At 68.4% G+C, this 12,201-nt stretch carries 15 protein-coding genes and 3 pseudogenes; 10 read left to right on the top strand and 8 right to left on the bottom strand.

The window, feature by feature from the left end:
- Window positions 1–47: 47 nt before the first annotated feature.
- A complete protein-coding gene (locus ACGFZK_RS01510) occupies window positions 48–935 on the top strand; it encodes a helix-turn-helix transcriptional regulator (RefSeq protein WP_393846784.1) in 888 nt (295 codons plus the stop codon).
- Window positions 936–1,095: 160 nt separating this feature from the next.
- Here ACGFZK_RS01510 and ACGFZK_RS01505 read toward each other — a convergent pair.
- Window positions 1,096–1,233: pseudogene (locus tag ACGFZK_RS01505) on the bottom strand (M23 family metallopeptidase); the annotation flags it as partial.
- Window positions 1,234–1,378: 145 nt separating this feature from the next.
- On the opposite strand from ACGFZK_RS01505, the gene ACGFZK_RS01500 reads away from it, so the two are divergent.
- A complete protein-coding gene (locus ACGFZK_RS01500; protein ID WP_393846783.1) occupies window positions 1,379–1,612 on the top strand; it encodes a hypothetical protein in 234 nt (77 codons plus the stop codon).
- A gap of 851 nt (window positions 1,613–2,463) precedes the next feature.
- Here the strand turns inward: ACGFZK_RS01500 and ACGFZK_RS01495 are convergent.
- The 4 genes from ACGFZK_RS01495 to ACGFZK_RS01480 all read right to left on the bottom strand — a co-directional run bounded on the left by ACGFZK_RS01495 (window position 2,464) and on the right by ACGFZK_RS01480 (window position 3,929).
- Window positions 2,464–2,613: a hypothetical protein gene (locus ACGFZK_RS01495; protein ID WP_393846782.1), complete on the bottom strand. Its 150-nt coding sequence runs from the start codon at window positions 2,611–2,613 to the stop codon at window positions 2,464–2,466.
- Between the two features lie 8 nt (window positions 2,614–2,621).
- Complete coding sequence (locus tag ACGFZK_RS01490; protein WP_393846781.1) at window positions 2,622–2,780, bottom strand: hypothetical protein; 159 nt, start codon at window positions 2,778–2,780, stop codon at window positions 2,622–2,624.
- An 11-nt stretch (window positions 2,781–2,791) separates the two neighbouring features.
- Window positions 2,792–3,232: a hypothetical protein gene (locus tag ACGFZK_RS01485; RefSeq protein ID WP_393846780.1), complete on the bottom strand. Its 441-nt coding sequence runs from the start codon at window positions 3,230–3,232 to the stop codon at window positions 2,792–2,794.
- 94 nt (window positions 3,233–3,326) lie between these two features.
- Entirely contained in the window at window positions 3,327–3,929 is a 603-nt protein-coding gene (locus ACGFZK_RS01480; RefSeq protein WP_393846779.1) for a hypothetical protein, read from the bottom strand.
- Between the two features lie 67 nt (window positions 3,930–3,996).
- Here ACGFZK_RS01480 and ACGFZK_RS01475 point away from each other — a divergent pair, with 67 nt between their 5' ends.
- Window positions 3,997–4,764 carry a transposase gene (locus ACGFZK_RS01475; protein WP_393846778.1) on the top strand — a complete coding sequence of 256 codons (768 nt, stop codon included), beginning with the start codon at window positions 3,997–3,999 and terminating at the stop codon, window positions 4,762–4,764.
- Window positions 4,765–4,912: 148 nt separating this feature from the next.
- Window positions 4,913–5,401: a hypothetical protein gene (locus ACGFZK_RS01470; RefSeq protein WP_393846777.1), complete on the top strand. Its 489-nt coding sequence runs from the start codon at window positions 4,913–4,915 to the stop codon at window positions 5,399–5,401.
- 808 nt (window positions 5,402–6,209) lie between these two features.
- Here ACGFZK_RS01470 and ACGFZK_RS01465 read toward each other — a convergent pair.
- Window positions 6,210–7,196: pseudogene (locus ACGFZK_RS01465) on the bottom strand (IS701 family transposase); the annotation flags it as partial.
- 17 nt (window positions 7,197–7,213) lie between these two features.
- On the opposite strand from ACGFZK_RS01465, the pseudogene ACGFZK_RS01460 reads away from it, so the two are divergent.
- A pseudogene (locus ACGFZK_RS01460) lies at window positions 7,214–7,495 on the top strand (transposase); the annotation flags it as partial.
- 93 nt (window positions 7,496–7,588) lie between these two features.
- On the opposite strand, the gene ACGFZK_RS01455 reads toward ACGFZK_RS01460, so the two are convergent.
- On the bottom strand, window positions 7,589–8,113 hold the full coding sequence (locus ACGFZK_RS01455) for a peptidylprolyl isomerase (RefSeq protein ID WP_393846776.1): 525 nt from the start codon (window positions 8,111–8,113) through the stop codon (window positions 7,589–7,591).
- 689 nt (window positions 8,114–8,802) lie between these two features.
- Here ACGFZK_RS01455 and ACGFZK_RS01450 point away from each other — a divergent pair.
- Complete coding sequence (locus ACGFZK_RS01450) at window positions 8,803–9,237, top strand: hypothetical protein (RefSeq protein ID WP_393846775.1); 435 nt, start codon at window positions 8,803–8,805, stop codon at window positions 9,235–9,237.
- On the opposite strand, the gene ACGFZK_RS01445 is transcribed toward ACGFZK_RS01450, so the two are convergent.
- Window positions 9,165–9,536 carry a DEAD/DEAH box helicase family protein gene (locus ACGFZK_RS01445; RefSeq protein WP_393846774.1) on the bottom strand — a complete coding sequence of 124 codons (372 nt, stop codon included), beginning with the start codon at window positions 9,534–9,536 and terminating at the stop codon, window positions 9,165–9,167. The genes ACGFZK_RS01450 and ACGFZK_RS01445 overlap by 73 nt on opposite strands.
- A gap of 76 nt (window positions 9,537–9,612) precedes the next feature.
- Here ACGFZK_RS01445 and ACGFZK_RS01440 point away from each other — a divergent pair, with 76 nt between their 5' ends.
- The 4 genes from ACGFZK_RS01440 to ACGFZK_RS01425 all read left to right on the top strand — a co-directional run bounded on the left by ACGFZK_RS01440 (window position 9,613) and on the right by ACGFZK_RS01425 (window position 11,526).
- Window positions 9,613–10,047 carry a hypothetical protein gene (locus tag ACGFZK_RS01440; RefSeq protein ID WP_393846773.1) on the top strand — a complete coding sequence of 145 codons (435 nt, stop codon included), beginning with the start codon at window positions 9,613–9,615 and terminating at the stop codon, window positions 10,045–10,047.
- A gap of 77 nt (window positions 10,048–10,124) precedes the next feature.
- Entirely contained in the window at window positions 10,125–10,925 is an 801-nt protein-coding gene (locus ACGFZK_RS01435) for a hypothetical protein (RefSeq protein ID WP_393846772.1), read from the top strand.
- Window positions 10,876–11,187 carry a tyrosine-type recombinase/integrase gene (locus ACGFZK_RS01430; RefSeq protein ID WP_393847258.1) on the top strand — a complete coding sequence of 104 codons (312 nt, stop codon included), beginning with the start codon at window positions 10,876–10,878 and terminating at the stop codon, window positions 11,185–11,187. Before ACGFZK_RS01435 ends, ACGFZK_RS01430 begins: the two co-directional genes overlap by 50 nt.
- Before the next feature lie 18 nt (window positions 11,188–11,205).
- Window positions 11,206–11,526, top strand: a complete 321-nt coding sequence (locus tag ACGFZK_RS01425) for a helix-turn-helix domain-containing protein (RefSeq protein ID WP_393846771.1) — start codon at window positions 11,206–11,208, stop codon at window positions 11,524–11,526.
- Window positions 11,527–12,201: the final 675 nt, after the last annotated feature.

Below are 12,201 nucleotides of genomic sequence, written 5' to 3'. Positions count from 1 at the left end.
CCCCCCCCCCCCCCCCCCCCACCCCCACGAGCAGGCACAATGTCCGCATGAGCACAACGCTTGGCCTGGGCGAGTTCCTGCGCACCCGCCGCTCCCATCTGCGACCCGAGGACCTCGCGCTCCCGGACTTCGGCGGACGACGCCGGGTGGCCGGACTACGCCGCGAGGAGATCGCCCAGCTCGCCGGCGTGAGCGTCGACTACTACACCCGGATGGAACAGGGCCGCGTGCCCAATCCCTCACCGGCAGTCCTGGACGCCCTCGCCCACGCCCTCCGCCTCGACCGGGACGAGACCGCGCACCTCCACCGCCTTACCCAGGCACAGTCCACCGCCGCACGCACGGCCACCCGTCGTCCGGCCCCGTCGCAGCGCGTGCGCCCCATGCTCCAGCGCCTGCTCGACGAACTGACGGATCTACCCGCGATGGTGATGGGCCGTCGCATGGACATCCTGGCCTGGAACCAGGGCGCATCCGCACTGTTCGGAGACTACGCAGCCCTGCCCCAGGCAGAGCGCAACATCGCCCGGATCACCTTCCTGGACCCCTCCTCCCGAAACCTCTACGCGGACTGGACCGCCTGCGCCCGCGAGAACGTCGCCTACCTGCGCCTGGCAGCGGGACGACACCCCGACGACCCCGAGCTGGCGAACCTCATCGGCGAACTGTCCATGAAGAGCGAGGACTTCCGCCGCTGGTGGGCCGAACATTCCGTCCAGGACAAAACCGCCGGCACCAAGCAGTTCCACCACCCCGTCGTCGGCGACCTGGAACTCTCCTACGAGACCCTGCGCAGCGCCGAAGACCCCGATCAGGCGCTGATCACCTACGCTGCCGAGCCCAACACCCCTTCGCGCGATGCCCTGCACATGCTGCTCGCCTGGACCACGACTACTCCCGCACGACGAGCAGACCCACGCCCTGCCACACGGTGACCATGCCATCCACGCGGCCCTCCGGCGCCCCAGGGTGAGCACCCACACTCGAACTTGCGCTCACCCTGATCGATAGAGCAACAGCTTCTAAGGCCGAGAGGTGGCCAGTCGCGGTTGTCCCAGCTGCCCCAGTTACGGGACCGCCGGAGCTGCACAGCGGTTAGACGTTGACGCCCTTCGAGCGAAGGTAGGCCAGAGGGTCGAAGTCCGAGCCGTAGTCCTGCATGGTGCGGATCTCGAAGTGCAGGTGTGGGCCGGTGGAGTTTCCGGTGGAGCCGACGAGGCCCGACCCGGAGCCCTTCAGGCGCCCGCTGATCTGCGACCTCTGCAATACCGGAGCCCTCCCCGTCCGCGCCTACAAGACCGTGCCCAGCCTTCCGGCTCGGGTCCGAGCTCCAGCACGAGGCCGCCGCGACCTCAACCCGACCGAGGTCATCGACTCCATGGCCCGCGACTCCCACGGCCTGGCCCACGTCGACCAGGGCATCCTCCGCCTGGAACTCCCCTCGGACCTCTCCGGAGCACCCGGCCCAGACGAACCGACGGGCACCGGACCCGACAGCGTCGTCCGCACCCGGAACATCACCACGGTCCGCCCCAAGCTGCCGCCCGCGATCACCAGCGCAGCGAAGATCGCCCGGTTCCTGCAGATGCACGCTTCGACCCCAAGATCGTGACGAAGTTCAAAGTCCGGCCACACGGCCACACCCCGGTCCCTTGGGGCGATTTCTGCTACGGCTCCGACCACGACTCCCTGGCCGCCCTCTACGTCCGGCAGCTCAGTGCGACGCCCGCCTCCCACCCCGTCGCGGTCCACGGCACCGTCCAGCGGTCCGTACCGACAACGGAGGCCGCCAGTACGTCACCTTCGCCACCGACGTCTCCGCCCCGCATCGGCTATCGAGCTGCTCACGCAGCTGGTCGGTCTGGGCCCGAGGCCAGTCGATGCTTCCCGGCCCGGAGGAGCACGCCGACGGCCAGCCGGCGCCGCTCGACACGGGCGTCCAGCAGCGGCGCCGAGAGTTCGCCGCCACGGACACCGCGGCCCTGCACCGGGGCCGAGCCGAACGCGCCCAGCGAGCCGGGGCCGCGGTCATTCTGCCGCGAGCCGTCCCGCTGCGGACCTCAGCATGCCTGGGCCGTGGCCTGGGCGGCCCGTCCCGGAAGCCCCTTGCCCCCGGACCGGTCACTGTGCCGCCGTACGGACTCTTCCCCGCGCGCGACGGACGCGGGGAACGACCACGCGTGCCGCCGGCGTCAGGAGAAGTGCGGGCGGGTCTCGAGCGTGCGCACCGTGAACTCGCCGTCGCGGTACTCCACGACGAGCTCGGGTTCCCCGCCGGGCGCGGCGACGGCCTGGTGGTGCAGATCGGAGCGCGCCCGACCGGTCAGAGGTTCGCTCTGCCAGTGAGGGTGGGCGCCGATGAGGCAGAAGAGCCTGGTCAGCTCGCCCCGGAGCTCGGCCGTTCACGAGAAAGGCTGAGGGCACATGCCCCGGCCGACGTGGTGGCCGGGACCTTGGAGTGGCTCAGTCGGCCTGGCTGTTCGCCTGCTTGGGCAGGCAGAACATCAGGGCCCACATCAGGGCGAGGAGGCTGCCGACCCACCACAGCACGGTGATGAATGCGTCGCGGTTGAGTCCGGCGTCGGGTGAGCCGGCGGTGGTGGCGAAGAACACCAGGGCGGTCAGCGCGGTACCGAGGGCGATGCCAGGTGAATCGCGGTGTTGAACAGGCCCGAGGCGGCTCCGGCATCCTCGTGCGGGACCCGCGCCAGCGACAAGTTGGCGAGCGGGCCGCCGACCGTGCCGAGACCGAAGCCGATCAGTACCACCGGAGCGGTCATCGCCAGCAGGGTCAGGTCCTCCTCGCCTGCGGCGGCCTGGAAACCGTAGGTGCCATCGCAGCGATGGCGATGAGTGCTCCGGCCTGAGGCAGACGGCGGGCGAAGCGCCCGGCGCTCTTTGCCGCGAGCGTTGCACCGGCCAGCTCTCCCAGGGAAAGCAGCACGAAGGCCAGGGCTGCCTGGAAGGGGCTCATGCCCAGGCCGCGCTGGAGGTAGAGGGTCCAGGTCATGAAGAACAGCCCGCACAGCAGGCCGTGCATCAGCTGCGCGGCCATACCGCCGGAGAACTGTCGCCCCCGGAAGAGGGACAGGGGCACGAGCGGGGCGTTGTTCTGCTTGCGCTGCTGGTGGCGCAGGAAGACGCCCAGCGTGAGGAGACTGGCGGTGAGCAGGGCGAAGCACCACAGCGGCCAGTGATGCAGGTGCCCCTCGGAGAGGGGGAAGACGATCAATCAGTGGGCACAGTAACGAGACCCTGAACTTTTGATCTGAGTGAGGTGCAGCCCAATGGCTCGAAACAAGTGGACACTAAGGGTTGTCCCGTAACTACTGATCGGGCCGGGCGCCTCGCACGTGTGCGATCACATCTGGTTGGCCCAGGCTGGCACGGTTGCTACGGCCTCGGCCTCGGATCACGCCGTCAGCCGCCAGTCTCTTCCTCAGTGCGTCGGGTGCTAGGGGTGTCTCGAAGCCCTCGCTGAGGCCTCGCCCCGTGTCTGCGTACTCGTAGCGGACCGCGTACATCCTTCCCTCGTGATGCCATTCGCAGCGAACCAGTGGTCGCGCGAGGACTGCTTCGAACCACTCTGCCGCTCTGTTCGCCAGCTCCGTAGGGCTGCCTGCGGCTTCGAAGGTGAACTCGCTCGCGGTCTGCTGGATAGTGAAGTCCTGGTTGTGGAGTTCGCCGCCACGGATGACGGAGCCGTCGAAGTGGGCGCCCACGGTCAGAACTCCCCGATTGCGTTGCGGGTCACTGATGTCCAGATAGACGATGAGCTGGCCGTCGGAGGTGTGTGCCGAGGGCAGAACGACAGTGTCGAGTGGGTCCACTAGCCAGGATCCCGCGCGTTCGGCCAGAACGTCCACGAACGTGCGCTGCGCGCCGTCCAGATCGTTCTCGTCATACTCGAACCAGGGGATCTCATCCATGAGCGCACTCTACGGGCGGCACAGATGCTGTCCAGGAGCTGCCGGTCGCAGGTGAGATGATCTTGGTGTGGCTGGTGTGATCACGGCGTCGGAGACCTCCTGGATAGCCCCGTTCACCGGGCTGAGCCCGCGAGCCTTCGCGAAGCTGGTGAACGTGCTGCGGCGCGAGGGTGCGGCTTCGATCCGTAAGGGCCGACCCTGGAGCCTTCCGTTGGAGGACCGGGCGCTGCTGGTCGCGGCGTACTGGCGCACCAACTTGACGATGCGACAGCTCGCCCCGCTCTTCGGGGTCTCCAAGTCGGCCGCGGACCGCATCATCGACCACCTCGGGCCGATGCTTGCGCTCCAGCCCCGCAAGCGGTTCGCCCAGGACACCGTGCTCATCGTGGACGGCACGCTCGTGCCTACCCGCGATCACACCGTCGCCGCGCAGTCGAAAAACTACAGGTACTCCACCAATCACCAGGTCGTCGTTGACGCCGACACCCGCCTGATCGCCGTGGTGGGCCGGCCCCTGCCCGGGAACCGCAACGACTGCAAGGCGTGGGAGGAGTCCGGTGCCAAAGCCGCCGTCGGCAGGACCATGACGATCGCCGACGGCGGCTATCCCGGCACCGGGCTCGTCATCCCCCACCGACGGCGCAAAGGCCAAGACCTGCCCGACTGGAAAGAGGCGGACAACAAGTCCCACAAGCAGGTCCGCGCCCGTGTCGAGCACGTCTTCGCCCGCATGAAGACCTGGAAGATTCTCCGCGACTGCCGTCTCAGAGGCGACGGAGTGCACCACGCGATGCTCGGCATCGCCCGCATGCACAACCTCACCCTCGCCGGATAGACGAGCGGCCCGCGCCACGGCCACCACGCCCGAGCCGACTCGGAGATCATTTACGGGACAACCCTTAGCCATAGGGGCTGCCCTCATTTTGTTACTCGCAGGGTGCGATGGTAACGGCAGCCCTGATCCAGAATCACCCTCCCCCAGTATGCGCTTCACTCCGCTGACTGAATTGGATTCAATTTCGGTTGCCGGCGACCCGCTGGCCGAGGTCCAGGGTGCCGTGAAAATCCTTGCCGAGTTTCAGTACAATCAGAGCCGCCTCGTCGCCTACGCGAACAGCGACTCCTGCGGAATTCTCGCCGTGACAGACAGCGAACCCAAGGGAAATCGAATCCATCTGGTGACCAAATGGCCCACGGAGAGCGAGGGGAGCAACACCTACCCCGCCGGCCCCTACAACAGCGCCTCCGGTGCTGGGGGCACCAAGACCTGGGCATTCGTGCTGTGCAGCAAAAGCGCCATGGTGATCGAGTACACCCCGGGCGAAAATGGCGGCCCCAAACAGAGCCGTGGGCAAGCCACCGTCACGGCGGTCCCCAATACCCCGGACACCTCGCGAATCATCATTGGAGATCCCGGCGCGCGCAGGCAGATCGAGGACCAGACCCACCGTTCGGCGCCCCCCACCCCATAGCGCAGGCCGTACACAGTCCGAGAACCAACAGCCTGGTGGGGACCAGCACCTCCAATAGGTCCAGCGCGTCATCAACCGCCCGGTCCCTCTTTTCCGGCAGTGCCGTCGAGTTTGACCAGACGGGCGGGCTCGGCGGGCAGCTGAGCGTGTACGCGCGCTCCTGTCAGCCCTGCGGCGCCCTCCCGTCGGACTCCGCTCGCAACGGCGGGCCTGGATCCGGAGTTCGGTACAGAAGCTGCTGCTCGCAGCCGAGCAGGCCGACGGCGCCCTCAGCGCCCGCGAACGGGAGCATGTGGAGGCGTGGAAGACGCGGACCGGTCTCGACGGGGTGCCGGCACAACCCGCCTACCCCGCCGCCGACGGGCGGCAGGTTCATGAAGTGGCGTGCCCCGCCTGCGGTGCTGGGCCCGGAGTGCGTTGCGAGACGCCCCGCGGCTATCACCCGTCCCGGGCCGCCAGGCTGAGGCGCTCACGCTGATCCAAGCGCCGCCCGCTGTGCACGACTGCGGGCACAAAGATCTGCTCCCGCCCTGACCTCGACCACAAGAATCCTGAGACAACGGCGGCACCGGCCGCCGCCCACGGCGGCTGTGCCCGGCCCACCCGGCCTACCCGGCACAGCGGGCAGGCGTCCACGACCTGACTGCCGCTGCTAATACTGCAACGGTCTTTGCTCTGACTGGTTGGCAGTCTCTGGTGGTGTGTGGCCGCGTCGTTTGTAGTGGCTGATGCGTGCCTGGAACTGTCGTCTGCGGCGCCAGTGTGACCAGTGCAGGATGTGCTGGTTGGCGGTGGGTGAGGCGGGTGATCAGGCGTCGGAGTTCGGGGAGGGTGAGGGGTATGAGCTGGGAGGATCCGTTTCTGCTTTCCCCGTGTCCGCTTTGCGGGCCTTCAGGACGGTGAGGCAGGCGTGGGCGGCCATGGCGAGGGTGATGTGGCGGTGCCAGCCGGGGTAGCGGCGGACCTGGTAGGCGTCCAGGCCGCATTCCTGTTTCGCGGTCTGGAAGCATTCCTCGACCGCCCACCGGCTGCCCGCGACGTGGATGAGTTCGTCGAGGGTGGTCTCGGCGGGGCAGTAGGCGATGTAGTAGGAGATCTGGTCGGGCCGGCTGACGCTTCGGCGGGCGATGACCCAGTGCCGGCGGTCTTCGCGGTGCCAGGGCCTGACCTCCACGCGTGCCCAGTCGTAAACCCGTGGGCCGTGGGCGCCCATCCCGCAGGAACGGCGCTTCCACTTCTGCCTTGCGAGGCCGTTGAACAGGTCGTGGACCGGGTGGTCCATGGCCCATCGGGAGACGACGGTGTCGTGGCGGGTGGTGGCCATGACGTGGAAGACATCGGCCCGTTCCAGCTCGGTGCGCCAGCCCTTGGAGAAGCCGTAGGCGGCGTCCGCGGTCACCCACCGGAACGGAATCCTCTCCGTGATCGCCCGGCGGACCATGGCTTTGGCGATGACCACTTTCGCCTCGAAGGCGATGGTGTCTTCGATGCCCGCGGCCCGGCACCGGTCCCGGTCATCGGTCCATGACGTGGGCAGATACAAGCGGCGGTCGATCAATGTGCGGCCATGAGCGCCGGCATAGGCGAGGAAGACACCGACCTGGCAATTCTCCGTGCGGCCCGCCGTTCCCGAGTATTGGCGCTGGACGCCGGCCGAGCGGATGCCCTTCTTCAGGAAGCCGGTGTCGTCCACGATCAGGACCGCCTCAGGGTCACCGAGATGCTCGACGACGTAGTCACGGACGTCGTTGAGGACCTCGTCGGCGTCCCAGTCGCACCGGTTCAACAGCCTCTTGGCGGAAGAGCTGCTGGATTCGTTCGCTGCCCCTCGTCGAAGACGCCATGGGAAAGCAGGCACGAGCCCTGCTACTGCAGCTCGATGCCGCCTGCGAGGCGGTCGACGACCTGGCGCGTGCCACCGAGGAGGCCTTTCGGTTGCACCCGGACGCGGCGATCATGCTGAGTTTCCCCGGGATCGGTCCCGAGGTCGGTGCCCGCATTCTGGGCGAGATCGGCTACGACAGGAGCCGGTTCGCCACGGCCGGTGGGCTGAAGGCGTATGCCGGATCCGCCCCGATCACACGGGCCTCGGGCGGGCCCGCTCCCGCTCCACCACCACCCCCACCTGGCCCCCGGACAGACACCACCGCAGCGGCCGCGGCTTCGGCGCGGGCCGGCCGCGGGGAGTCAATGCCAGCAGGCCGGCCGGACGCGGAGCAGCTCGGTCCGCAGCACGGGTGTGCCGTCGACCGGTGCCGGATCCTCCGCGGTCGGCTCGATTCCTCCGGCGGCGGTTTTGTCGAGTGTTGCCAGGCCGTCGGAGCCGACCGTGCCGAACACCGTGTAGTTCGGACGCAGTGCGGAGTCGCCGTAGACGACGAAGAACTGTGAGCCGTTCGTGTCCGGACCGGCGTTGGCCATCGCCAGCAGGCCGCGCCCGTACAGACGGCGCACGCCGGTCGGATCGGTCGGTGCGGGTGGCAAATCCACCGGCAGCTCGTCCTTGTACTTGTACCCGGGCCCTCCCTCACCGGTCCCGGTCGGGTCGCCGCACTGCAGGACCTTCAGCGTCGGATACGCCGTCAGACGGTGGCACACCGTCCGGTCGTAGAACCCATGCCGTGCCAGGTGCAGGAAACTCTGGACTGTGCACGGCGCCTTGGCCTGGTCCAAACGCAGCGGGAGCGGACCCTGGCTGGTCGGAACAGCCATGTCAACCGTGCCACGGCTAGGGGTGCGCCGCGGGTCAGGCGGCAGCGGAACATGACGCGCGGGCGGCTCGTCCGGGGTCTGTGTGTACTGGCAAGGGCCGTGCGTGGTGCGCGGCGGAGCGCCGTCGGAAGCGGTGGCGGCACTTCCCCCTGACACAACTAACGTCACGGCCGCAAATGTGCTGATCAGTGCTCGGTGCATCTTGCGCGCCCTCCTGATGATCGCCAGGTTTTGGAGCGGTCGCAGTCTAGGACGTGGTGCGGTCGGCGGGAAGGGGCAACGACAGGAGGCCCGCGAGGGGCCGCTGGTCCAGGACCGCGGTGGTCGGACCTGGTGGCGGCCGCCGGGCAGCGCCCCGGCGGCCTGGTCCTCGACGGCGAGCTCGTCGTCTGGGACACCGCGGTCGGCCGGCTGTCGTTGCAGGCGTTGCAGCGCCGCCGCCCGCGCCCGCAGCGCCCCGGCCCTGGCCGCCCGGTGGCCGACCCACTTCATCTCCTGCGACCTGTTGGAGCTCGAGGCGAGCAGCTTCTACGGCGGCCCTGCACCGCGGTCAGGCAGACTGCCACCACGACGGACGATGAGAGACCGCCCTGCACACGGCGGCGGCCAGCCCAGCGGCCGGGAGCGGGCCGGGGCACCCCGCCCCGCGCTGGGCCCGTATGGGTGCCGAGAGGAAGGGAATGCAGCTGGTGGGGGACATCGATGACGCCCTGGACCGTGCGGACCGGCCGACCGTACAAAGCATCCGCATCGACGGCGGCGTCGTCCACCCCCACCGGCGGTCCTTCCGGTCCGACGCGCACGGCGACCTCGTGCGCGACGAGCACGGCGTCCCCGTCTGGTGGGACCGGCAGGGCGACGGCACCGTCTACCGCGACGCGGCGAGCAACGGCGCCACCCAACCCGTCCCCGTGCCGCTGCAACACGGTGCCCCGGCCAAGGACCCGCACGCCCTCGCGTACGTCCTCGGTGTCCTCACCGAGCACGAACCGCAGGTCAGCCCGCCGATGGCACGGTCAGCTCGGCGGGCCTGGGTGTGGCTTTACAGCGCTCATGCCGTACGTGTGGCTTTGACTGATTGGCCGCCCAGTGCCCCGCGACGACACGGCCAGTCATTGGGATAAGCGAACAGAGATCGCTTCGTAAGGACACGTCGGCGTGGTCGTCTGTCCCGCCAGGCGCGCGCGGTCTGGTCAAGCAGGTCCAGGGAGGGGACCAGGACGCGGTCACCGCCGACCTGGTCGGCAGCGCGCACAGCCACGAGGGTCTTGCCGCTTCCCGTGGCCATGATGCCCTGGGTCCGCATGCCGGCCGCGGGCAGCTCGGCGGGGGAGCGGGGCGTGAGTTCCTCGATTGCGCGGGCCAGGGCCTCGCTCTGGTGCGGGCGTAGCAGGGGAGGAGTGTTGGTGTCGGTTTCGGTCACGGGCTCGCCTTACGCTCGGCCGCACGGCCCTGGGGCCGTGCGGCGGTCGGGGCCCGAGAGAACGAAGGATATGCCTATGAACCGCGAGCACCACCACCGCGACCTTCAGGCCGCCGGCCTCATCGCGGCCGCTGCCCCCGCCACATCCGAGCAGCTGCTCAACGCGTCCGACACCTCCACCGACCGGCCCACGGTCGTCACCCTCTGCGGCTCCACCAGCTTCTGGAGCGAGCTTGCCGAGGCCAACCTCCGTGAGACGGCCGCCGGCCGCGCAGTCCTCGCGCCCGGCTGCAACCTGAAGAACGCCCACGAGCTGTGGGCGGAGCCCGCGGCCGCCGCAGAGCTCAAGCCCGCGCTGGATGCGCTGCACCGCTGGAAGATCAGGGCCTGCGACGAGGTCCTGATCGTCAATGTGAATCTGCGCCTGGGTTTCCCCGCCAACCGGCCCACGGCGGCACCTCCCTCGCGGACCTTGGACTGCGTAGACAGGGTCACATCACCCCAAGAGTGAAGAGTGAGAGAACCTCGGAAATCGCGAACCTTCTTCTACCAGCATGAGATTTCGTAGGGTTTCGCGAAGGGGGCCGGATGACGCTCGCAGTCGTTGCACCGATCCGATCAAAACCGCTGCTGCAGTCCCCGCAGGACATCGCGGACTTCGAGCAGGACCTGCTGTCGGAGTTCGTGCTCGCACGGGCGGCGGCCGGCCTCGCCGACGAAACCATCTCCGGCGACGTGGACGTCCTGATGGAGGTGCGAGGATGGTTCGGCGGGCCGCTGTGGGAGCTGGCTCCCAGCGACCTCGACCGGTTCTTCGGCCAGGACCAGCGTCGACTGGCCACGCTGACGAAGGTGCGCAAGGCACAGTCCTTGGCGACGTACTTCGAATTCATGGAGGTGCGCCACCAGGCCGACATCCACGCCGCGATCGGCGTACTGGTGCAATGCCCGGTCGATGAGATCAATCGTCCACGCGGCAGCACCAACATGCAGGTGCGGATCCCTCCGCCGGCCGCGGACGTCGACCGGCTCTCCGCCGGGTGGCGCGACGACCTGCACGCAGCTCGGAAGTACGCGCCGACGGTCCGCAACTACACCGCATGTCGTCTGGCCAGCCTCATCGGCCCCCGGGTGTCGGAGCTGAGCCTCCTCGAAGTGAACGACATCCGTTGGGACCTGGGCACCTTCGGCAAGGTGCTGCTGCGCGGCAAGGGAAGCCGCGCGCAGAAGAAGGAACGCCTGGTCCCCCTCATCAACGGCTCTCGTGAACGTCTCGAAATGGTGGCTCCAGGGCCCGCGGTGGGAGTTCGACCACCACCTCGACGACCCTGGCGCGCCGCTGTTTCCTTCCGAACGCCGCGATCCCGGGCGGGCGCTGCAAGCGCGTGAGTACCAGCGCGATCCGGGGGCGATGGCAGAGGCAGTGCAGCGCCATCTTCCCCGTTGGGCCGGCCGGGCCACCCCGCACGCACTGCGGCACTTCGCCGCGTCGGACCTGTACGCGCAGGGCATGAACGTCGTCGCCATTCAGGAACTGCTCGGTCATCGCTGGATCAACACCACGATGATCTACGTCCACGTCAACAAGACCCACATCGAGGACGCCTGGACTTCCGCCGGCCAGCGGGTCGCGTCCCGGTTCACCGGATAGCCCAGGACAGGAGCCGTCATGAAGTGGAACTTGCGGCTGGTCGCCGCGCAGCGCGACATCTGGAAGTCTTCACAGCTGCAGTCGATGCTCGCTGACGCAGGCCTGACAATCAGCGCCGGGAAGATGTCCAGTCTGTGGTCCGGGCAGCCGGTCACGGTCCGCCTGGACGACCTCGACGTCATCTGCGAGGTCCTGGGCTGCCAGCCCAACGACCTTCTGGCGCCGGAGCCAGAGAAGGCCCGCGCTCGGCGTCCCGCAAGCACTCCCGCCCTGGCGGCGGTCGCGGGCGAGCGCCCCAGGATCGAACGTCGGGCCGGTCGGACGGAACCACCGCTGTGAGCAACCTGCGGCCTCGGCCGTGCAAGCAATGCGGCAACAAGATCGCGGAGCACGGTCGGCTCCGCTGCTTCAGCTGCCTGCACCTCCTTACGCAACCGCGGCCACCAGATCGGCACCTGCGCGACCTGCCGCCGCACCGTGCCGCTCGCCTTTGCCTCTCGTATAGGTCATCGTTTCAGGTGGTTTGACGGAGGTTTAGGCATTGTCTGATGGGCAGTCACTGAGGTTGCACTCGCGATGTTCCGGGCTGCACCCTGACCGGGAGTCAACTCCCCGCTTCTGCGTCGGCCTCTTGCTCAGGAACTGCTTCGCCGCCTCGACTGCTTCCCTGTTGAGCTCCTCGACGGAGACTCCCCAGCTCTCCTTCCATTCGTCCAGGTTGAGAGCACGAGACGAGAGATTGCAGTTCTTCGGGGTAGCCGAGGTCGTAGGCGACGTCTGCCCAGATGAGGTGGGTTCCGGCGGCGGGATCCAGGGTTCCGTCGGCTATCTGACCGGCGACCCAGTAGGCCATTGCCCATTTTGCGGCCCGAGGGTCGGCGGGCGGATGGAAGAAAAGTCCCAGCTCCTCCAGTACCTGGTCGAAAAGCGCTGGCGCTTCGGGTTCCTCGCTCCGGAGGAGGCCAGCCAGCATGGCGAGCAAGGGACTCTCAACCTCGGCAATGAGGGCGTCAA

It is taken from the genome of Streptomyces sp. NPDC048257 (assembly GCF_043201855.1).
Lineage (GTDB): Bacteria > Actinomycetota > Actinomycetes > Streptomycetales > Streptomycetaceae > Streptomyces.
This window is presented reverse-complemented; position numbering and strand designations above follow the sequence as displayed.